Raw genomic sequence first — 20,639 nt, 5'->3', positions numbered from 1 at the left:
TCGACCTATGTCCGAACCGCGATGGCTCACCCCGCGCGAGGCCGAGATCTGGGCGGCGTACCGCCGGTTGGGCCGACTCCTTCAGCGGGCCCAGGACCAGCAGTTGCAGCGGGATTCCGGTATCTCGGCCGCCGATTACGCCCTGCTCGCCCCGCTGTCGGAGTCCGAGGACGGCGTCCTGCGGGCCCGTGAACTCGGCGCGTGGGTCGACTGGGAGCGCAGCCGGCTGTCCCATCAGATCAGCCGGATGGAAAAGCGCGGCCTGGTCGTCCGGGAAGCGTGCGAGGACGACGCGCGCGGCTCGATGGTGCGACTGACCGAGAAGGGCAGGGAGACCATCGAGGCGGCCGCACCCGGGCACGCGGAGTTCGTACGGCAACTCTTCTTCGACCCGCTCGAAGCGGATGAGACGACAACACTCGGGGATCTCCTGACCCGCATCACGGCGGCGGTGGAGGCAACCACCGAGGGCCACACCTGAGACCGGCCACGGTCAGGCAACGGTCCGGACGAGCTTCTTGTTGACGAACTCCTCGATGCCCGCCCGTCCGAGTTCGCGGCCGAACCCGGAGCGCTTGACGCCGGCCGAACTCGACGGCCTCCTGCCGGACGAGCCCGCGGGCCCCGGGCACGAGACCCCGCTGAGCACGCTCCGGCGCTTCTTCTCCCTCATCGCGAGCGCCGAATTCGACAACGTCAGCAAGCTCTGGCTGAACGCACGGCACCTGTCGCGCTATCGCCCCGTGCTCCGCGACCATGTCGTCGAACAGGAACTGCTCTGGTGCCGCCGCATCGAACAGCTCATCGCGGCGGGCACGGGCGCACAGCTCTTCCACTGCGCGAACCCGTGGACCGCGGCCGTACGCATCCTCGTCGGGATCGACGGAAGCAGCGCCTACATCAACACCAGCGCCCACACCCGCACCGCCGACCCCTACGGCCGCCTGAGGCTGCGGGGGTCGGGTGGTGCGCGGGCGGCTGGAGATCCGGGTCGGCGGCCGGTGGTGCGGGCGGCGGGCCCGGATGAGCTGCTGGACGACCGGGTTGCCGTCATCCACGGGACGCAGCAGATCGATGGCCTCGACGTGGAAGCCGTAGTCGGTGAGCAGGCCCTCCCACAGGTGCGGTGCCAGGACCCACATCAGGGTCGGCAGGGGTGGGTCCTCGCGCAGCAGGATCGTCTGCTCGCGCGGTACCACCTCCGTGGACGGGCCCTGGCCGTGCAGGTCGGTGTGCAGGAGGGAGAGGATCAGCGGCGCCCCGGGGAGCAGGCCGTCGCGCAGGGCGGGCAGGACGCGGTGCGGGTCGGTGAAGGCCAGCGTCCCGATGGCGTAGGCGGCGTCGAAGGGCTCGGCCTCGGCGAGATACGCGGCCACGTCCCCGTGGGAGAAGTGCACGCCCCGGACCCCCACGTGTGCGGTGACCGCGCGTTGGTGCTGGGTGGGCGACAGCTCGACCCCGGTGACAAGGGCGCCGTGGGCCCGGGCGAGATGCACGGCGTGGTGACCGGCTCCGGACCCGATGTCCAGGACACGTCGGCCGGTGATGTCCCCGAGGATCTCAGCGCCCGGTCCGACCCCGTCCCAGGGCGCCCAGGCCAGGCGGCCGGGGACGTCCGGCACATGGGCGCGGTCCAGCTGGCGCCGGCCATAGCGGGTCCAGGCTTCGGTGTTGATGTCCTCGACGGGCACGGGGCTCCTCGGTGGGCGGCGCGGTGGATCGGGTGGACGGCAGATGCCTCAGCGGGGTCTCGGCGGGGTCTCGGCGAGGGCGAGGGCTACGGCTACGGCATCGGACAGCCACTGCCCGTGGGCCGCGGGCGGCACACCTGCGCTGTACGTTGCCGGCATGACCACCGGGTTGAGACGGTCCGCCGGGGTGACGTTCAGCGCCGCGTCCGGGATGGCTCAGAACCTCGCGTGAAGAGCGCTCGCACAGGCACCCGGCCCGACGGACACCGGGGAACTGGCGCCGACGGTACGGGATGCCTGGCCGGTGGCCCGCTGCCAGATCCTCGTCGTGATCGGCGTGGGCCTCGGGCGCGGACAGGGTGAGCCACGTTGTGCCGCGCGCTTACCGAGGGCCGCAGGGCGGCACGGTCCGGGACGTTGCCGCTGCCGGCATCAGGTCGCGCGTAGCAGGGCGCGGCCGGAGACGGCGTAGCGCGCACCGGCCTGGAGACAGGCGCCGAGGTTGCCGGTGTTGACGCCGCCGTCGACGCCGACCGGGAGGGCGTGGCGTGCCTGTGCGGCCTTGGCCGTCAGCGTCAGGTCGGCGGCGCCGGTGCTGCCGGGTTCGATCAGCATGACAAGGAGTCCGTCGACCATCTCGAAGCACGGGCGGACCGAGCTGAGTTCCGTGGTGGGCGCCACCGCGAGCCAGGCGGTCGCGCCGGAGGCGCGGATACGTTCGGCGGTGTCGGCCACGGCCGCGTGGTCCGGGCACGACTCGAAGGGAAAGGTGACGCGGTCGGCCTGCTGGGCGCAGACCTCGTCGATCAGGCCGTCGAGTTCCGGTGCGATGACGTGGATGTCGAGCGGCCCGATCCGGCGCTCGGCGAGCGTGCGCAGCAGGGAGAGGCTCACGCCGCGATGCGTACCGTCGTCCATGATGATGTCGGCGTGGATCCACAGGCCGGCGTGTTTCAGGTGCTCGGCGGCGGCGAGCCGGTCCGCCTCGGCGACGGCGTAGAGGCTGCCGGCGAGGACCGATCCGGGGTGGCGGGCGATCTCGGCGAGCAGCTCCGGGTTCAGGTCCGGGTTCCGGTCCGGGTTCAGGTCCGCGTCGTACCGTGTCACGTCGTGGGCCCCGCGTGCCCGGCGCCGTCGGTGTCGAGCGGGTCCCGGTCGGCGAGCACCGTGTAGGCCCGTTCCCGCGCGTGTGCCGAGCCGGGTTGGGGGGCGGCGGCCGACCGGGTCGTAGGTGCCCACTCGCCGCGGATATCGCGTACCGGCCGGCCGGACGCGATGGCCGCCGCCTGTACGCAGGCGCCGCGCGCCGACGACTCGGGGGCATCGGCCACGAGTACCTCACCGCCGGTGGCGATGAGGCGTCCGCCGGTGGCGACCCCGGCGGTGTTGAGGTGCCGCTCGCCGGGGAGCAGGCCGAGGATGACGCCTTCGAGGGCGGCCCATGCGCTGTCCGCGCGGCTCGTCGTGGAGGTCAGCCCGGCGTGGATGCCCTGGGCGCCGGGCCGGTTGGGCTTGCGTTCGCCGTCGAGGCAGGCGACGAGTGCCGGTTCGGCGAGGGCCTGGCGGTCGACGCCCAGGATGCGGGCGAAGGTGTCGGTGACGCGTGCGGCGTCCAGTGTCGAGACGAGGGGGCGGTGGCCGTCGGTCATGTCGGCGACGCCGTCGACGGTGCCGTGGGGATCAGAACCGAGGGTGTCGCTGGGCGAGAGGACGACGCCACAGGTGCCGAACGTGTGGTCCACGTCGCCGGGGGCGGCACCGAGACGGAGGGCCGCCGCGTGCTGGTCCCCGCCGCCGGGTTCCACCAGGGTGGCGGCAGGCGGCCCGAGTTCCGCGCGGGCCGTGGCGGTGGGCGTTCCGACGGCCGCCGAGGCGTTCATGACCTTGGGCAGGGCGTCCGTCCGGTCCCGTTCGGCGTCGACATGGGCCAGGATCTCGGGGAGATACCGGGACCGCGCGGCGCTGTGACAACCGGTCCCCGATGCCTCGGAGCGGTCGGTGGCGTACCGGCCGGAGAGCTTCCGGATCGGCCAGTGGTGCGGCAGCAGGACGGGGCGCGGTCGCCGGTAGTGGGCCGGTTCGTTCTCGGCGAGCCAGGCGAGCTTGCCGAGGGTGAAGGCCGCAGTCGGCGGGGAGCCGACGGCGCGAATCCAATCTGGCGCCCCGGTCAGGCCCTTGAGCCGTTCGAGCTGTGGTGCGGAGGTGATGTCGTGCCACGGCTTCGCCGGGATCAGGACCTGATCGGTGGTGTCCAGAGCGACCATGCCGTGGCACTGGCCGTCAACCGCGACCGCGCCGATGCCGTCGGGGGACCCGCCCGCGTCGTTCCTGGCGGCCATGAGCGCGGCGGCTCTCAGCGCCGTCCACCAGGCGGCGGGGTCCTGTTCGCCGCTGGGCGGGAACGCGGGTGGATGGGGTGCGCTTCCCGAGGCGAGCAGCGAGCCGTCGCGCAGGTCACGCGGCTCGACCTGGCAGGACTGGGTCGAGGAGTCGACTCCGGCGACGACGGGCATGGGATGTTCTCCTAGCGGGAGGCCACAGCGCCCTGCGGGTGCGGGTGCGGGTGCGGGTGCGCGGTGGCGTCGGGGGGTCCGGGGGGTCCGGGGCCCGGGGAAGTCGCCGGGCCCGCCCGGTCCCGGCACCTGCGGTGAACGGCGCGGTCCCGGGGGCCGTTCACTCCAGGTGCCCGTCGGAGCGGGGTGTGTTCGACAGGGGCGGGCAACGAAGGCGGATCGCGGGTGGACGCTGCTACCCGGCCGCGCGAGCCGTCGTGGCGGACGAGTCCGGCGGCTGATGGCTGCTGGGCCAGGCGAGCTGGCGCAGATCGCCCGGGGTGACGGTGTCCGCGGGGTATGTGACGCCGTCACACCGGCCGTCCTTGAAGACACACACCGCGTCGGCGAGCCCGATCAGCTCTTCCTCCTCGGTGGACACCACGATCACGGCCACGTCCTGTTCGGCGGCCATGGCACGGATCAGAGCGTGGATCTCGGCCTTCGCGCCGATGTCGACGCCCTTGGTCGGTTCGTCGAGCAGAAGCAGCCGCGGCTGTTGCAGAGCAGCGCGGGCGAACAACACCTTCTGCTGGTTTCCGCCCGACAGTTGGACGATGGGCTGATCGAGGTCGCCGCGGACCGCGACCTTGTCCAGGGCGTCGTGCGTCGCTTCGGCGATGCGCCTGCGCTGGAGCCGACCGGCACGGCTGAACGTATGCAGCACGGGAAGTGAGACGTTCTCCCTCGCACTCATCCCGGGGATGAAGCCGTCCGCCTTGCGTTCCTCGGAGAGGAAGACGATCCCGGACCTGATCGCCCGGGCCGGGCTCCTGGGCCGGTACGGGGAGCCCATCAGGGTCAGTGACCCGGACGGAGTGCGCTCCGATCCGTACACGGTACGCAGGAACCGTGAGCGTCCCGAGCCCACCAACCCGTACAGGCCGAGTATTTCACCGGCCCGCACCTGGAGCGTGACGTCCTTGAGCCGGTCGGTGGACAGATGGACGGCGCTGAGCACGACCTCGCCCGCCTCGTGGTCGCGGACCTCGCGGTCAGGGTCTTCGTGGTCACGGCCTTCGTGGTCACGGGTTCTGTGCCCGTGGGTTCCGTGCCCGTGGGTTTTGCGGCCGAGGTTCCTCCGGTCCTGGACCGTCCGAGGCTTCTCCCTGGCCTTCGGCCCGCTCGTCGGCAACGGATCAGCAGACGCGGATTCGCCGATGATGGCGTGCACCACATCGTCATGGTGCACCGTGTCCGCCGGCCCGCTCAGCGTGACCTGACCATTGGAGAGCCCGACGATGTGGTCGGCGACGGAGAACACCTCGTCGAGCTTGTGATCCACCAGCAGGACACCTATGTCCCGCTCGCGCGAGATGCGCTTGACCGTGGCCAGCAGATGATCGATCTGCTGAGCCTCAAGGGCCGTCGTCGGTTCGTCGAGGAGGAGGTACCGCGCGTTGCGGTTGAGCGCGGCGACCACTTCGACCATCTGGCGCTGGGCGACGGACAACTCGGCGGCGCGCTCGGTGGGGGACGCGGTGACCCCGTACGTCCGGCACAGCTCGGCGGTACGCCGGTTCATCTCCGACCGTGCCAGCCTGCCGTGCCGGCTGATCTCGTGGCCGAGGAAGACATTCTGGGCGACGGTGAGCTGGTCCACGAGCCTGAGTTCCTGGTACACGCAGGCCACGCCGGCGGCCAGCGCGTCCGCGGGGCTGGAGAAGTGCTGGGGGACGCCGTCGATGAGCACCGAGCCCTCGTCAGGACTTTCGGCGCCCGCGAGCATTTTCAGCAGGGTGGACTTGCCCGCGCCGTTGTGACCGACGAGGGCGAGCACCTGACCGGGGTGGAGTGCGACCGTCACACGGTCAAGGGCCCGTGTCTGCCCGTAGTGCTTGCTGATCGAGTCGACGGCGAAGCACCGCGCAGTGGCTCCACTCACTGTTGTGCACCTCTCTCTGTGTGTCTCGGCGGCCGTGGCCGTGCAGGGTCAGCCGACCTCGCCCGGACCCGGGGTGCCGCTGGTGAAGATCTTCAGCGGCTGGAGGATCTCCGCGGGCACCTGCTCCCCGCCGAGGTACTTCTCGACGTTCTCGACGACGATCCGCGCGTAGTCGGCGGGTTCCTGGGCGGCACACGCCTTGTAGGTGTCGTTCAGCGCCTTGTCGGCGGCGCAGAACCCGTACAGCGCGATCTCGCCGTCCTTCCCGAGCTGGCTGATCGCCTGGAGCGCGCCGACCGTGCCGGGACCGGTGTCGGCGAAGACCACGTTGATGCCGGGGTTGCCCTGAAGCATGTCGGTGGTGACCTGGAGGCTGATGTTGGGGTCGACCTTGCTGTTGACGGTGGGGCCCACGCTGGCATTGGCGTTGGACTTCAGCGCGTCCTTGAAGCCGCTGTCACGCTGGTTGGTGGGGATCTGGTCAGGGTCTCCCACGATCCCGGCCTCGATCTCGGCGTCCGCGCCCATGTCCTTGAGGAGCTGGGTCCCCATCGCCTTGCCACCCTCGACCTGGTCGGCGCCGACGTACTGGACGATGCTGGCGTTCTGGGTCTTGAGGTCGTCCGGCGAGACGATGACGTTGACGGTGAACACCGGGATCTTCGCCTGATTCAGCGCGGCGACGCTGGCGGCGCCGGGTCCGGAGTTCACCGCGTTCAGCGCGACCGCGCAGACTCCCTGCTGGATGAAGCTGTTGATCTGGGAGAGCTGGGTCGAGTCGCTGTCATTGGCGATGGCCAGCTTGACGTCGAATCCGCTCGCCGCGCCGTTGTCCAGGAAGCTCTGACGCATGGCGACGTAGTAGGGGTTCACCGTGTTGGGCAGGGCGACGCCCAGCACGGGCTTGTCCGTCGCGCAGTTGTCGGGCAACGCGGTGCTGCTGTCCGACGTCGGGGTGCCGCTCGTCGCCTGGTTGCTGCAAGCGGCCGTCAGAAGTGCGAGTGAGACGGCTGCCGACGCAACGGTCAGCGCTCTGGTTCTGTTGGGCATCTGCTCTCTCCTCGGTTGACGCGTCCGGCGCGGTCGTCTGACGCGGGTTGAGAAAGGTGCCTGCCGCCGGTGGCGGCGAGGCTCGGGCCGGATCGGAGTGGCGTGCAGTGGGCGAAATGTGACGGAACGTCGGAAAGGGTGCGGAGGCGGCCGGAGCCTGGATGGCGGCCGAGGTCGCCGGGAGGCGGAGTGAGACGGGCCGACGCGTGTCGGGGCGGGCGGTGCCGTCGGGGCGGCGCGCTGCGGAGTCAGACCGCCGTGGGCTCCTTCGCGGATGCCGATCGCGACGTACCGGTGAGCGAGCCGAGGATCGATGCGCCGTTCAGGCCCCGCCGGTAGGTGTCGAACGAGACACCGAGCAGGATGATCAAGCCGATCACCAGCGACTGCCAGTAGCTGTTGACATTCAGTACGTTCAGACCGTTGGAGACCGAGGCGATCAGAACGGCACCGATCATGGCCCCGGGCACCGTCCCCGTACCGCCGAACAGGCTCACCCCGCCGACCACCGCCGCGGCGATGGAGAAGAAGAGTTCGTTGCCCAGTCCGGTGGCCGGGAACCCGACCATCAGGCGCGAGGTGGCGATGAGCCCCGCGATGCCCCCGCAGACGCCGCTGACGGCGTAGACCAGGATCGTGACCGCCGGAATGTTCACGCCGGCCAGCCGGGCGGCCGGCTTGTTTCCGCCGGAGGCGTAGACATGCAGGCCCAGCCTGGTCCGGGTCAGGAACCAGGTGGCCGCGACGGCCGCGATCAGCAGCATGATCACGGGCAGCGGGACTCCCGCGATACGCCCCTGGCCGATCCAGGAGAAGCCGGCCTGCCGTACGGAGATGGAGTTCGCTCCGGTCATGATGAGGGGGACGGCGATGGCGACGCCCTGGGTGGAGAACGTGACGATGAAAGGCGGCACCTTCACGTAGTGGATCACCAGACCGTTGATCACCCCGAGGACGAGTCCCGCTCCGACGGCCAGCACGGAGGCCACCAGCCAGGGAAGCCCGTCCCGCATGAGGACGGCGGCCAGCACTCCCGTCATGGCCACATTGGCCCCGGTGGACAGATCGATCCCGCCGGTCAGCAGCACGAACGTCTGGCCCAGGGCAAGAAACGCGATGACCGCGCCGTTGAGGAGCAGGGCCATGCCGTTGTCGACGGTGCCGAAGGACGGCGACAGGATGCTCAGCACAGCGAGCACGACCAGCAGGACCAGGAAGATTCCCGTCTCGTCGGGCAGTCGGAACTTTCTCATGGGAGTCTCCGTGGTTCGTGGTTCGTCGTCTCGGCCGTGAGGTCGGTTCCCGGTGCGGCTCCCGGTGGGGATGGCGCGGGCCGGCCCCCGCGGCTCAGTGCCGCGGCGTCCAGGGGTGCCAACTCCTGGGGGGCTTCGGTGAGCCGGCCCACCGTGCCGGCCGGGTGCGCGGACAGCACCTGGGACCAGGAGTAGCCGTTGAGCCGCATCAGGGTGACCGCCAGCGCGTCGCCCCAGGCCGACATGGCGAGGGTGCTGCCCATGGCGATCACACCGCCCGGGTCCGCGTGGGAGGCGGGATCTATCCGCACGCTCACGTCCGCGATCAGGCCGAGCGCCGAGTCCGCGCGAGCGGTCAGCGACAGGACGTCGGCACCGCGATCCTGTGCCCGGCGGGCGAAGTCGTTGAGTTCGGCGGAGCCTCCGCCCTTCGAGATGGCGATCACCACGTCCGACCCGGACACCGCGCCCAGGGAGCCGTGCAGCGCGTCCATGGGGTGGAGGAAGACGGCCGGGGTTCCGCAGACGGACAGGAGGTGCGCCATCCGCCGGGCCACCGTCCCCGAGGTCCCCGAGCCGGCCACGACCACCTTGCCCCGGCATCCGAGCAGCAGTGACACGGCGGTCAGGAAGGACTCGTCCAGTTGTTCGGCGATGCTCGCGGTGGCGGCGCTCTCCCGGCGGATCACCTCTCGGGCGCCCTCAAGGATCTGGTCCTCAGCTGGCGAACTCACGACGGTGTACCTCCGGGGACGGCGGGGATCGGGCACCCGGTGCGAGTGCTCGGCCAGGGATCTCATCAGCCCGTTCCTGCCGTCGGCGGCGCGTCGTGTCCACGACGTAAATGCCGCATTACGACTCTGTGGCGCGGGTGGAGTCATCAGACCCCCAGCCCGCCCATGCGTCAAGTAGGCTGCCCATATGGGCGGCACCGCCCGGGGAAGGCAACGGAACCAGTGGCCATTCGCGAAGGCCAACCCGATGGGTCCAGCCGAACTCCAGCGAGCCACCACGGTCGCCCGCATCCTCGACGAGTGCCGCCATCAAGGCATCTCGCGGGCCGAGACCGGCGCACCGACCGCCGTGGACAGTGAGCCGTCAGAACAACCGCGTACCGCGTACGGGCTCCAGCACGCGCCGGCGGCCAAGGCGACCGCACCGGGTGTCGCCTCACCGGGCCACGAGGAGATCGCGCCGGAGGTCTGTTCCCTGCCGCTCACCGAGACCGGCACCCCGCCGGACGGAAAGACCAGCAGCCCGAAAACAGCAACGGTCAAACGTCCGAGTGTGTTTTCGCAGGTACGCAAAAACTCCCGACCTACTTGTTTCGCAGGTCGGGAGAATTTCCCGGAGTGTCCCCGGCGGAATCCGAATCCGCACACACGGATCCGGAGCGCCGCACCCCTCCCTCACCCGCCAAATCGCAGGTCAGTCAAGATGCGGCGGCAGGCGCGTGTCAGATATCCCGGAAGATCTCGATCTGCGCCCCGATCGAATTCAGCCGCTCCGCCAGATCCTCGTACCCCCGGTTGATGACGTACACATTGCGCAGTACCGACGTGCCGTCCGCGGCCATCATGGCGAGGAGGACGACCACGGCGGGGCGCAGGGCCGGGGGGCACATCATTTCGGCGGCGCGCCAGCGGGTGGGGCCCTCGACCAGGACGCGGTGGGGGTCGAGGAGCTGGAGGCGGCCGCCGAGGCGGTTGAGGTCGGTGAGGTAGATCGCGCGGTTGTCGTAGACCCAGTCGTGGATGAGGGTCTTGCCCTGGGCCACGGCCGCGATCGCCGCGAAGAAGGGGACGTTGTCGATGTTGAGGCCGGGGAACGGCATCGGGTGGATCTTGTCGATCGGGGCTTCCAGCTTGGAGGGGCGGACGGTCAGGTCCACCAGCCGGGTGCGGCCGTTGTCGGCGACGTACTCGGCGCTGCGGTCGTGGTCGAGGCCCATCTCCTCCAGGACCGCCAGCTCGATCTCCAGGAACTCGATGGGGACCCGGCGGACGGTGAGTTCGGACTCCGTGACGACCGCCGCGGCCACGAGGCTCATCGCCTCCACCGGGTCCTCCGACGGGGAGTAGTCCACGTCCACGTCGATGGTGGGCACGCCGTGGACGGTCAGCGTCGTCGTGCCGATGCCCTCCACCTGCACGCCCAGCGCCTCCAGGAAGAAGCACAGATCCTGGACCATGTAGTTCGAGGACGCGTTGCGGATCGTCGTCACGCCGTCGTGGCGGGCCGCCGCGAGGAGCGCGTTCTCGGTCACCGTGTCGCCGCGCTCGGTCAGCACGATCGGGCGGTCCGGGCGTACGGAGCGGTCCACCAGGGCGTGGTACTGACCCTCCGTCGCCGCGATGTCCAGGCCGAACCGGCGCAGCGCGATCATGTGCGGCTCGATGGTCCGGGTGCCGAGGTCGCAGCCGCCGGCGTAGGGCAGCTTGAAGCGGTCCATGCGGTGCAGCAGCGGGCCGAAGAACATGATGATCGAGCGGGTCCGCACGGCCGCGTCCGCGTCGATCGCGTCCATGTCCAGGTCGGCCGGGGGCACGATCTCCAGGTCCACCCCGCCGTTGATCCAACGGGTGCGCACACCGATGGAGTTGAGCACCTCCAGGAGCCGGTAGACCTCCTCGATCCGGGCCACCCGGCGCAGTGTCGTGCGGCCCTTGTTGAGCAGGGAGGCGCACAGCAGCGCCACGCACGCGTTCTTGCTGGTCTTCACGTCGATCGCGCCGGAGAGCCGACGGCCGCCGACGACCCTCAGATGCATCGGGCCGGCGTAGCCCAGTGAGACGATTTCGCTGTCCAGTGCTTCACCGATTCGGGCGATCATCTCAAGGCTGATGTTCTGATTGCCGCGCTCGATGCGATTGACGGCGCTCTGGCTGGTGCCGAGCGCTTCCGCGAGTTGTGCCTGTGTCCAGCCTCGGTGCTGCCGGGCGTCACGGATGAGCCTGCCGATGCGTTCGAGGTAGTCGTCTGCCATGAGGTTGAGGCTATCTCAGATATGAGATGGCGCCTGCTGGGGGGTCTGTTCGGGTGAAAGGGTGTCAATCCCGGCTGGTGGGGCGGAGGGTGGCAGAAGGGGCAGGGCTAGGGGAGATGCCTGCAAATCGGGCTATGTCGTATTCATCGTGCGGGGCGTCGCTCATGCCCGCAAACCGCGCATCACCAGGTCCAGCAACCGCTCCGCCCTCGGCTCCCAGTCGCCCGCCGGGTCGATCTGCCACAGGCCCGCGATCGCCAGCACGAAGTCGTCCGTCGTGACTCCCGGGCGTACGGTGCCGGCCTGCTCGTTCGCTTCGAGGAGCAGTTCGATCGCGTTGAGGAGGGGCGTGGCGCCCGGGGCCGTTCCGCCGCCCGGGGTGCTCGTCGCCCGGCGGATGGCCTCGGCCAGGCCGATCTTCGTCATGTAGTAGGCGGCCAGCCGGTCCATCCACTCCCGCAGTGCCCGCTCCGGCGTTCGGCGGCGCAGGAGTTCCGGCGCCGCGTCCGCGACCTGCTGCATCTCGTGCCGGTACAGCTCGATGACGAGTGCCTCGCGGTTCGGGAAGTGGCGGTAGAGGGTGCCCTGTCCGACGCACGCCTTCTTGGCGATCGCGCTCAGGGGGGTGGCGGCGTCCAGCGTCAGCTCCGTGAGCGCCACCGCCAGGATGCGATCCCGGTTGCGCTGTGCGTCCGCCCGCTGCGGTGCCTCGTTCTCCGGCTGTCCCATGTCCGCTCTCTCCCGGCCTCGTACGTGCCGGCCTCGTAGCTGCCGACGGGTCTTCGGCGAACCCGATCTTGCCAACCGGACAACTGTCCGCTACGTTCCTGAGCGTACCGGACAGTTGTCCGGTTGTGTCCCGGCCGGTGCCGAGCCCAGTGTCCCAGCGTCCCGTTCCGATCCGGCGCCACCCCCCACCCCGCACTCCCCACCCGCACCCCCACCCCGCACCCCCCGCCGACCGGCCGCTCCCGCAAAGACGCCCGGAACCGCGAAAGAAGGCTGACCATGGCTTCGGCCCCCGTGCCGACCTCCAGCGAACTCACCCTCCACATCAACGGGGAGGAGTACCCGCTCACCGCCGACCACCGCACCGCCCTCCTCGACGCCCTGCGCGAACGGTTCGACCTCACCGGCACCAAGAAGGGCTGCGACCACGGACAGTGCGGCGCCTGCACGGTGCTGGTCGACGGGCGCCGCGCGCTGTCCTGTCTGATCCTCGCCGTCGCCGCCGAGGGCAGGCGGATCACCACCGTCGAAGGGCTCGCGGACGGCGACCGGCTGCATCCGGTGCAACAGGCGTTCCTCGACCTCGACGGCTACCAGTGCGGCTACTGCACCCCCGGGCAGATCTGTTCCGCCGTCGCCGTCCTCGAAGAGCACGCGGCCGGCCGGCCCAGCGCCGTCACCGGCGACCTGCGCCCCGAGGCCGGACCCCCGCCCCTCACCCCGGCGGAGATACGCGAGCGGATGAGCGGGAACCTGTGCCGGTGCGGGGCGTACGTCGCCATCGTCGACGCCGTCTCCCACGCCGCCGCGCACGCCGTCGATTCCGTGGTACCCGCCCCCAAGGAGCCCACCCCATGAGGGAGTTCGGCTACGACCGTGCCCACGACGTCCCCGGCGCCCTCGCCCTCCTCGGCGCCGACCCAGGCGCCCGTTACCTCGGCGGCGGCACCCATCTCATCGACCTGATGAAGTCCGGCGTCGAGCGCCCCACCCGGCTCGTCGATGTCAGCGGGCTGTCACTGGACCGCGTCGAGCGGTCCGCCGACGGCTCCCTGCGGATCGGCGCCACCGTCACCAACAGCGACCTCGCCGCCCACCCGGACGTCCGCCGCGACCACCCCGCCCTGGCCCAGGCCGTCCTCGCGGGCGCCTCCGGCCAATTGCGCAACATGGCGACCGTCGGCGGCAACCTCCTCCAGCGCACCCGCTGCCCCTACTTCACCGACCCCACCGGCCCCTGCAACAAACGCGCCCCCGGCAGCGGCTGCCCGGCCGTCCGGGGCGAGCACCGCAACCACGCCGTCCTCGGCGCCTCCGCCCACTGCGTCGCCGTCCACCCCTCGGACATGGCCGTCGCCCTGATCGCCTTCGACGCGCTGATCTCGTACGAGACCGCCGACGGCACCGGCGAACTGCCCCTGGCCGGCCTCTATCTCCCCGTCGCCGACACCCCGCACCGCGAGACCGCGCTGCCGCCCGGCGCCCTGATCACCGGCGTCACCCTGCCGCCCGCCCCCATCGCCGCGCACGCGCGCTACCGCAAGGTGCGCGAGCGGGCCTCGTACGCCTTCGCCATCGGGTCCGTCGCCGCCGCGCTGGACGTCACGGACGGCGTCGTACGGGACGTACGTCTCGCGTTCGGCGCGGTCGCCTCCCGGCCCTGGCGGGCACGCACCGCCGAGCGGATGCTGACCGGCGGTCCCGCGACCCCGACGGCCTTCGCCCGCGCCGCCGAAGCCGAACTCGCCGCCGCCACGCCACTGCCCGGCAACGCGTACAAGGTCCCCCTCCTCCGCAACCTCACCACCGCCATGCTCACCGACCTGGCCGAGCAGCACAGCGACCCGCACACCGGTCCGCCCACCGACCGCGCCGAAGGGGCCGCACGATGATCGGCACCCCCGCGACCCCCGTCCCACCCCCGACCCCCGTCCAACCCCCGGAGGCCGTCCGCCCCCCAACCGCCGTAGGCCGCCCCCACCCCCGCGTCGAAGGCCCCGAGAAGGTCACCGGCCAGGCCCGCTACTCCGGGGAGATACCGTTCGCCGACCTCGCCCACGGCTGGCTGGTGCTGTCCACCGTCACCCGGGGCCGGATCCGCGCAGTGGACTCGGCCCCCGCCCTCGCCCGGCCCGGCGTCCTCGCCGTCCTCCACCACGGCAACGCGCCCCGGGTTGCGGCCGGGGACGGAGACGGGGACGGCACCCTCGCCGTGTTCCAGCACGACCGGGTCCCGTACCGGGGCTGGCCCGTCGCACTGGTCGTCGCCGAGACCGCCGAGCAGGCCAGGGAGGCCGCCGAGACCCTCGTCGTGCACTACGACGTGGCACCGCACGACACCGCGTTCCACGAGAACCACCCCGGCGCCTACGTCCCCCCGGACGGCCCGCACGTCAAGACCGTCGCCCGCAAGGGGGACCTCGACGCCGCGCTCGCCGCCTCCGCCGTGGTCGTCGACGCCCGCTACACCACCCCCGAGCAGCACCACAACCCCATGGAGCCGCACGCGGCCACCGCCCGATGGACGGACGGCCGGCTCGAACTGGCCGACTCCAACCAGGGCGCCACCTGGGTCAGGAACGACCTGGCGAAGCTGTTCGCGCTCGACCCCGCCGCCGTACGGGTGCGCTCCGAGCATGTCGGCGGCGGCTTCGGCTCGAAGGGGCTGCGCGCCCACCAGGTGGCCGCCGCGATGGCCGCGAGCCGGTTGCGGCGCCCGGTGCGGGTGGTGCTGACCCGGCGGCAGATGTTCACCCTGGCCGGCTACCGCAGCCCCACCATCCAGCGGGTCCGGCTCGGCGCCGCCCCGGACGGACGGCTGCGCGCCCTGGACCACCAGGGGTTCAGCCTCACCTCCACCGTCCATGAGTTCCTGGAACCGGCCGCCTCCTTCGGGCGGGTCCTGTACGACGCCGACGCCCACCACACCGGACACCGGCTGGTACGGCTGGACCTGCCGTCCCCGACCTGGATGCGCGCGCCGGGCGAGGCACCGGGCTCCTTCGCCCTGGAGTGCGCCCTGGACGAACTGGCCGAGCGGCTCGGCCTCGACCCCATCGAGCTGCGCGTACGCAACGAACCCGCGCTCGGCCCGGTCTCCGGACTGCCCTTCGCCGGACGCCAGCTGCTCGACTGCTTCCGCGAGGGCGCCGCCCGCTTCGGCTGGGCGGACCGCGATCCGCGCCCCGGCGTGCGCCGCGAAGGCCCGCTCCTGCTAGGCACCGGCACCGCCACCGCCGTCTACCCGGCCGGTGCCGGTTCCTCCACGGCGGCGATCACCGCCGAGGCCGACGGCACCTTCACCGTCCGGATCACCGCCGCCGACATCGGCACCGGCGCCCGTACGGCACTCACCCTGATCGCCGCCGACGCGCTGGACGTGGAGCCGGAGCGCGTCCGGGTGCGGATCGGCGACAGCGACTTCGGGCCCGCGCAGATCGCGGGCGGCTCCACGGGCACCCGCTCCTGGGCCTGGGCGGTCACGGCAGCCGCCCGCGACCTGCGCGAACGGCTGGTGCCGGGCGCCGAACCGCCCCCCGAGGGCATCACCGCCCGCGCCGACACCACCGCCGCCCTCGCCGCCCTCCCCGCGCGTGAACGGCACTCCTACGGCGCCCAGTTCGCCGAGGTCGCCGTCGACACCGTGACCGGGGAGATCCGGGTACGGCGGCTGCTGGGCGTCTTCGCCGCCGGGCGGATCGTCAACCCGCTCACCGCCCGGGGGCAGTTCGTCGGCGGCATGACCTGGGGCCTGTCCATGGCCCTGCACGAGGAGGCCGCCCGCGACCCCGCCTCCGGCGCCCCCGTCGGCGCCGACCTCGCGGGCTACCACTTCGCCGCCCACGCCGACGTCCCGCCGATCGAGGCGCACTGGCTCGACGCGCCGGACGACGGTGACCCCGTCGGCATCAAGGGCATCGGCGAGATCGGCATCGTCGGCACGGCGGCGGCCATCGCCAACGCCGTCCGGCACGCGACCGGCGTTCGCCATCGCGATCTGCCCCTGCGCCCGGACCGCATCCTGATGGCCGGACAGCCACCCGCCCCCGCCCCGGCACCCGGCCCCTGAACCCGGAAACTCCCGGCCCCCGCCCCGGGACCCCACAACCGACACCAGCGTTCCCCTCGGACTGATCAGCCCCAGCGACAGTCGGCGAGCCCCCCAGCGCTACTCCTCCCCACTCCCCTCCCGCCCCGGCGGCGGCAGCCGGTACGTCGGTGGTGTCCGGGACATCCCGATCGGGTTGCTCGGTGTCGCGATCTGACCGATCTGGGCGATGGGGTCGAGGCCAAACGATTCCGCGAGGGCGAACGCGCCCGCGATGTCATTGACCGGCCCGGCGGGGACCCCCGCCCGGTTCAGCAGGTCGGCCCAGTGGGCCGTGGTCCCGCCCGCCAGCCGTGCGGTGAGTGCGGCCCGCAGGGCGGGGCGGTGGGCGACCCGGTCCGTGTTGGTGACGAAGCGCGGGTCCTGGGCGAGGCCCGGGTCCCCCAGCCGCGCGCACAGCGCCGCGAACTGCCGGTCGTTGCCGACGGCGAGGGCGAGCTGGCCGTCCTCCGTCGGCAGGGTCTCGTACGGGGCGATGGACGGATGCTCGTTGCCGAGCCGGGAGGCGACGACCCCGCCCGCCGTGAAGCCGGTGGCCTGGTTCGCCAGCGCCGCGAGGAGGCTGCTGAGGAGATTCACCTCGACCAGTTGTCCCACGCCCGTGCGCTCCCGGTGCCGTACCGCCGAGAGCAGCCCCACGCAGGTGAACAGCCCGGCGAGGACGTCGACCAGGGCCACGCCCACCTTCTGCGGCTCGCCCTCGGGGTCGCCGGTGATGCTCATCAGGCCCCCGACGGCCTGCACGATCAGGTCGTAGCCGGGCACCGCCGCCCCCGCGCCCGAGCCGAAGGCGCTGATGGAGCAGTAGACGAGGTCGGGCCGCTCGGCCCGCAGCTCCTCGTAGCCGAGCCCGAAGCGGGCCATCACCCCCGGCCGGAAGTTCTCCACGACGATCCCGGACCCGACGGCCAGCTCCCGTGCGGCCTTCTGACCCTCGGGCGTGGTCAGGTCGAGCGTGACGCTCGTCTTGTTCCGGTTCGCGGCGAGGAAGTACGTCGCCGTGCCCGCCGCGTCGTACGGCGGCCCCCAGGCACGGGTGTCGTCACCGCCGCCGGGCCGCTCCACCTTCACGACCTCCGCGCCCAGGTCCGCCAGGATCATCGTGGCGAACGGGCCCGCGAGGATGCGGGAGAAGTCGGCGATCCGGATCCCGGAGAGCGCCCCCGGATCCGCCGCTGACGGATCTGACGGATCCGCTGCTGAACTGGCCATCGACAGATCACCTTCCGTAGTGGACAGCGGCCCGCCCCCCGGCGGAGACGCGGTGTGTCCCCGTCCGGTCATCCGTATCAGCTCCGGCGGCCCGTCCGCCAGCCCCGGCAGGACACCACAATCCAATGTCCCCTCGGTTCTCGGACCGGCTGACAGGGGGGTGACTCGGCCCGTCGACCTGCGCATGGAAGGGGCGCGGTGATGACGGCGATCTTGGTACGGGGTCTCGACGGAACGCGACGAAGGCCCAGGGCATGACCAGCGAGCCCCCATGTACTAGAGTTATCTCGACATCGAGATATCTGCCGAGGCGTGCCGCAGCCACCCACCCCGGTGAGGTACCGGTAAGGGTTACCTAACTTAGCCGTACCTTAGCGGATCGGCCAAGGGGGCGTGGCGGCAGGATGCGGTGGTACGCGCACATGAATGAAGGAGACTGTCGTGTCGGCGAACAGCTTCGACGCCCGCAGCACGCTGCGCGTGGGTGACGAGTCGTACGAGATCTTCCGGCTGGACAAGGTCGAGGGCTCCGCGCGCCTTCCCTACAGCCTGAAGGTGCTGCTGGAGAATCTGCTCCGCACCGAGGACGGCGCGAACATCACCGCCGACCACATCCGCGCCCTCGGCGGCTGGGACTCGCAGGCCCAGCCCAGCCAGGAGATCCAGTTCACGCCCGCCCGCGTGATCATGCAGGACTTCACCGGCGTGCCCTGTGTCGTGGACCTCGCGACCATGCGTGAGGCCGTCAAGGAGCTGGGCGGCGACCCGGCGAAGATCAACCCGCTGGCCCCCGCCGAGCTGGTCATCGACCACTCGGTCATCGCCGACAAGTTCGGCACCAACGACGCCTTCAAGATCAACGTCGACCTGGAGTACGGGCGCAACAAGGAGCGCTACCAGTTCCTGCGCTGGGGCCAGACCGCGTTCGACGAGTTCAAGGTCGTCCCGCCCGGCACCGGCATCGTCCACCAGGTGAACATCGAGCACCTCGCCCGGGTCGTCATGATCCGCGACGGCAAGGCGTACCCGGACACCCTGGTCGGCACCGACTCGCACACCACCATGGTCAACGGCCTCGGGGTGCTCGGCTGGGGCGTCGGCGGCATCGAGGCCGAGGCCGCGATGCTGGGCCAGCCGGTCTCCATGCTCATCCCGCGCGTCGTCGGCTTCAAGCTGACCGGTGAGCTGACCCCCGGCACCACCGCCACCGACCTCGTGCTCACCATCACCGAGATGCTCCGTAAGCACGGTGTGGTCGGCAAGTTCGTGGAGTTCTACGGCGAGGGCGTGGCCGCCACCAGCCTCGCCAACCGCGCCACCATCGGCAACATGTCCCCGGAGTTCGGCTCCACCGCCGCGATCTTCCCGATCGACGACGAGACGCTGAACTACCTGCGGCTGACCGGCCGCAGCGACCAGCAGGTCGCGCTGGTCGAGGCGTACGCCAAGGAGCAGGGCCTGTGGCTGGACCCGGCCGCCGAGCCGGACTTCTCCGAGAAGCTGGAGCTGGACCTCTCCACGGTCGTCCCGTCGATCGCCGGTCCCAAGCGCCCGCAGGACCGGATCGTCCTCGCGAACGCCGCCGAGCAGTTCAAGAAGGACGTCCTCAACTACGTCTCCACCGCCGACGAGGCCGGTGAGGAGTCCTTCCCCGCCTCCGACGCCCCGGCCGCCACCAACGGCGTCCCGAGCAACCCGGTCACCGTCACCGCCCCCGACGGCACGTCGTACGAGATCGACCACGGTGCCGTCACCGTCGCCGCGATCACCTCGTGCACCAACACCTCCAACCCCTACGTCATGGTCGCCGCCGCGCTGGTCGCGAAGAAGGCCGTGGAGAAGGGGCTGACCCGCAAGCCGTGGGTCAAGACCACCCTCGCGCCGGGCTCCAAGGTCGTCACCGACTACTTCGACAAGGCGGGCCTGACCCCCTACCTCGACAAGGTCGGCTTCAACCTCGTCGGCTACGGCTGCACCACCTGCATCGGCAACTCCGGCCCGCTGCCGGAGGAGGTCTCCAAGGCGGTCAACGACCACGACCTCGCGGTCACCTCGGTGCTCTCCGGCAACCGTAACTTCGAGGGCCGGATCAACCCCGACGTCAAGATGAACTACCTCGCCTCCCCGCCGCTGGTCGTCGCGTACGCCCTCGCCGGTTCGATGAAGGTGGACATCACCCGCGACGCCCTCGGCACCGACCAGGACGGCAAGCCCGTCCACCTCGCCGACATCTGGCCCACCGAGGCCGAGGTCAACGACGTCGTCGCCCACTCCATCGGCGAGGACATGTTCAACAAGTCGTACGCCGACGTCTTCGCCGGTGACGCCCAGTGGCAGGCGCTGCCCATCCCCACCGGCAACACCTTCGAGTGGGACGCCGAGTCCACCTACGTCCGCAAGCCCCCGTACTTCGAGGGCATGCGCATGGACCCGACCCCGGTCACCGACATCTCCGGCGCCCGCGTTCTCGCCAAGCTCGGCGACTCGGTCACCACCGACCACATCTCCCCGGCCGGTGCCATCAAGGCCGACACCCCGGCCGGCCAGTACCTCACCGGGCACGGCGTGGAGCGCCGCGACTTCAACAGCTACGGCTCGCGCCGCGGCAACCACGAGGTCATGATCCGCGGCACGTTCGCCAACATCCGCCTGCGCAACCAGATCGCGCCGGGCACCGAGGGCGGCTACACCCGCGACTTCACCCGTTCCGCCGAAGGTGAAGGAGGGGCCCCCGTCTCCTTCATCTACGACGCGTCCCGCAACTACATCGAGCAGGGCATCCCGCTCGCGATCCTGGCGGGCAAGGAGTACGGCTCCGGCTCGTCCCGCGACTGGGCCGCCAAGGGCACCGCCCTGCTCGGCGTGAAGGCCGTCATCGCCGAGTCCTACGAGCGCATCCACCGCTCCAACCTGATCGGCATGGGCGTCCTGCCGCTCCAGTTCCCCGAGGGCCAGAGCGCCGAGACCCTCGGCCTGACCGGCGAGGAGGCGTTCTCCTTCACCGGCGTCACCGAGCTGAACAACGGCACCACCCCGCGCACGGTCAAGGTCACCACCGACACGGGCGTCGAGTTCGACGCGGTGGTCCGGATCGACACACCGGGTGAGGCGGACTACTACCGCAACGGCGGGATCATGCAGTACGTGCTGCGGAACCTGATCCGCGGCTGACC

The 20,639-nt window shown here is 71.1% G+C and carries 15 protein-coding genes and 1 pseudogene; 5 read left to right on the top strand and 11 right to left on the bottom strand.

The features are described 5' to 3' along the window. Positions 1-7 precede the first annotated feature (7 nt). Entirely contained in the window at positions 8-481 is a 474-nt protein-coding gene (locus tag ACFRFC_RS19675; RefSeq protein ID WP_382690199.1) for a MarR family winged helix-turn-helix transcriptional regulator, read from the top strand. Between the two features lie 610 nt (positions 482-1,091). Here ACFRFC_RS19675 and ACFRFC_RS19670 read toward each other — a convergent pair. The 10 genes and pseudogenes from ACFRFC_RS19670 to ACFRFC_RS19625 all read right to left on the bottom strand — a co-directional run. After that, positions 1,092-1,622: pseudogene (locus ACFRFC_RS19670) on the bottom strand (class I SAM-dependent methyltransferase); the annotation flags it as partial. 501 nt (positions 1,623-2,123) lie between these two features. Then, positions 2,124-2,798: a hypothetical protein gene (locus ACFRFC_RS19665; protein ID WP_382690201.1), complete on the bottom strand. Its 675-nt coding sequence runs from the start codon at positions 2,796-2,798 to the stop codon at positions 2,124-2,126. Further along, entirely contained in the window at positions 2,795-4,204 is a 1,410-nt protein-coding gene (locus tag ACFRFC_RS19660) for an FGGY family carbohydrate kinase (RefSeq protein WP_382690203.1), read from the bottom strand. The genes ACFRFC_RS19665 and ACFRFC_RS19660 overlap by 4 nt, the downstream gene beginning before the upstream one ends. Positions 4,205-4,439: 235 nt before the next feature. Beyond that, positions 4,440-6,128 carry a sugar ABC transporter ATP-binding protein gene (locus tag ACFRFC_RS19655; protein WP_382690205.1) on the bottom strand — a complete coding sequence of 563 codons (1,689 nt, stop codon included), beginning with the start codon at positions 6,126-6,128 and terminating at the stop codon, positions 4,440-4,442. A gap of 48 nt (positions 6,129-6,176) precedes the next feature. After that, on the bottom strand, positions 6,177-7,178 hold the full coding sequence (locus ACFRFC_RS19650; RefSeq protein WP_382690207.1) for a substrate-binding domain-containing protein: 1,002 nt from the start codon (positions 7,176-7,178) through the stop codon (positions 6,177-6,179). Positions 7,179-7,426: 248 nt separating this feature from the next. Next, a complete protein-coding gene (locus ACFRFC_RS19645) occupies positions 7,427-8,431 on the bottom strand; it encodes an ABC transporter permease (RefSeq protein WP_382690209.1) in 1,005 nt (334 codons plus the stop codon). Further along, positions 8,428-9,165, bottom strand: a complete 738-nt coding sequence (locus ACFRFC_RS19640) for an SIS domain-containing protein (RefSeq protein WP_382690211.1) — start codon at positions 9,163-9,165, stop codon at positions 8,428-8,430. Before ACFRFC_RS19640 ends, ACFRFC_RS19645 begins: the two co-directional genes overlap by 4 nt. Before the next feature lie 309 nt (positions 9,166-9,474). Continuing rightward, positions 9,475-9,708, bottom strand: a complete 234-nt coding sequence (locus tag ACFRFC_RS19635; RefSeq protein ID WP_382690213.1) for a hypothetical protein — start codon at positions 9,706-9,708, stop codon at positions 9,475-9,477. Positions 9,709-9,887: 179 nt separating this feature from the next. Further along, positions 9,888-11,417, bottom strand: coding sequence for a helix-turn-helix domain-containing protein (locus ACFRFC_RS19630; RefSeq protein ID WP_382690215.1), 1,530 nt, complete (start codon positions 11,415-11,417; stop codon positions 9,888-9,890). A 162-nt stretch (positions 11,418-11,579) separates the two neighbouring features. Beyond that, positions 11,580-12,146: a TetR/AcrR family transcriptional regulator gene (locus ACFRFC_RS19625; RefSeq protein ID WP_382690217.1), complete on the bottom strand. Its 567-nt coding sequence runs from the start codon at positions 12,144-12,146 to the stop codon at positions 11,580-11,582. A gap of 279 nt (positions 12,147-12,425) precedes the next feature. On the opposite strand from ACFRFC_RS19625, the gene ACFRFC_RS19620 reads away from it, so the two are divergent. Genes ACFRFC_RS19620 through ACFRFC_RS19610 form a run of 3 tightly spaced genes read left to right on the top strand, consistent with a single transcriptional unit; the run spans position 12,426 to position 16,215 of the window. Then, positions 12,426-13,004 carry a 2Fe-2S iron-sulfur cluster-binding protein gene (locus ACFRFC_RS19620; protein ID WP_382690219.1) on the top strand — a complete coding sequence of 193 codons (579 nt, stop codon included), beginning with the start codon at positions 12,426-12,428 and terminating at the stop codon, positions 13,002-13,004. Continuing rightward, positions 13,001-14,038 (top strand): FAD binding domain-containing protein, encoded by a 1,038-nt coding sequence (locus tag ACFRFC_RS19615; protein WP_382690221.1) that lies wholly within the window; start codon positions 13,001-13,003, stop codon positions 14,036-14,038. Before ACFRFC_RS19620 ends, ACFRFC_RS19615 begins: the two co-directional genes overlap by 4 nt. Beyond that, on the top strand, positions 14,035-16,215 hold the full coding sequence (locus ACFRFC_RS19610; protein WP_382690223.1) for a xanthine dehydrogenase family protein molybdopterin-binding subunit: 2,181 nt from the start codon (positions 14,035-14,037) through the stop codon (positions 16,213-16,215). The genes ACFRFC_RS19615 and ACFRFC_RS19610 overlap by 4 nt, the downstream gene beginning before the upstream one ends. A gap of 99 nt (positions 16,216-16,314) precedes the next feature. On the opposite strand, the gene ACFRFC_RS19605 is transcribed toward ACFRFC_RS19610, so the two are convergent. Further along, positions 16,315-17,466, bottom strand: a complete 1,152-nt coding sequence (locus ACFRFC_RS19605) for a CaiB/BaiF CoA transferase family protein (protein WP_382690225.1) — start codon at positions 17,464-17,466, stop codon at positions 16,315-16,317. Between the two features lie 441 nt (positions 17,467-17,907). Here ACFRFC_RS19605 and acnA point away from each other — a divergent pair, with 441 nt between their 5' ends. Then, positions 17,908-20,637, top strand: coding sequence for an aconitate hydratase AcnA (gene acnA / locus ACFRFC_RS19600; protein ID WP_382690227.1), 2,730 nt, complete (start codon positions 17,908-17,910; stop codon positions 20,635-20,637). Positions 20,638-20,639 lie beyond the last annotated feature (2 nt).

The organism is Streptomyces sp. NPDC056734 (genome assembly GCF_042790455.1).
Lineage (GTDB): Bacteria > Actinomycetota > Actinomycetes > Streptomycetales > Streptomycetaceae > Streptomyces.
This window is presented reverse-complemented; position numbering and strand designations above follow the sequence as displayed.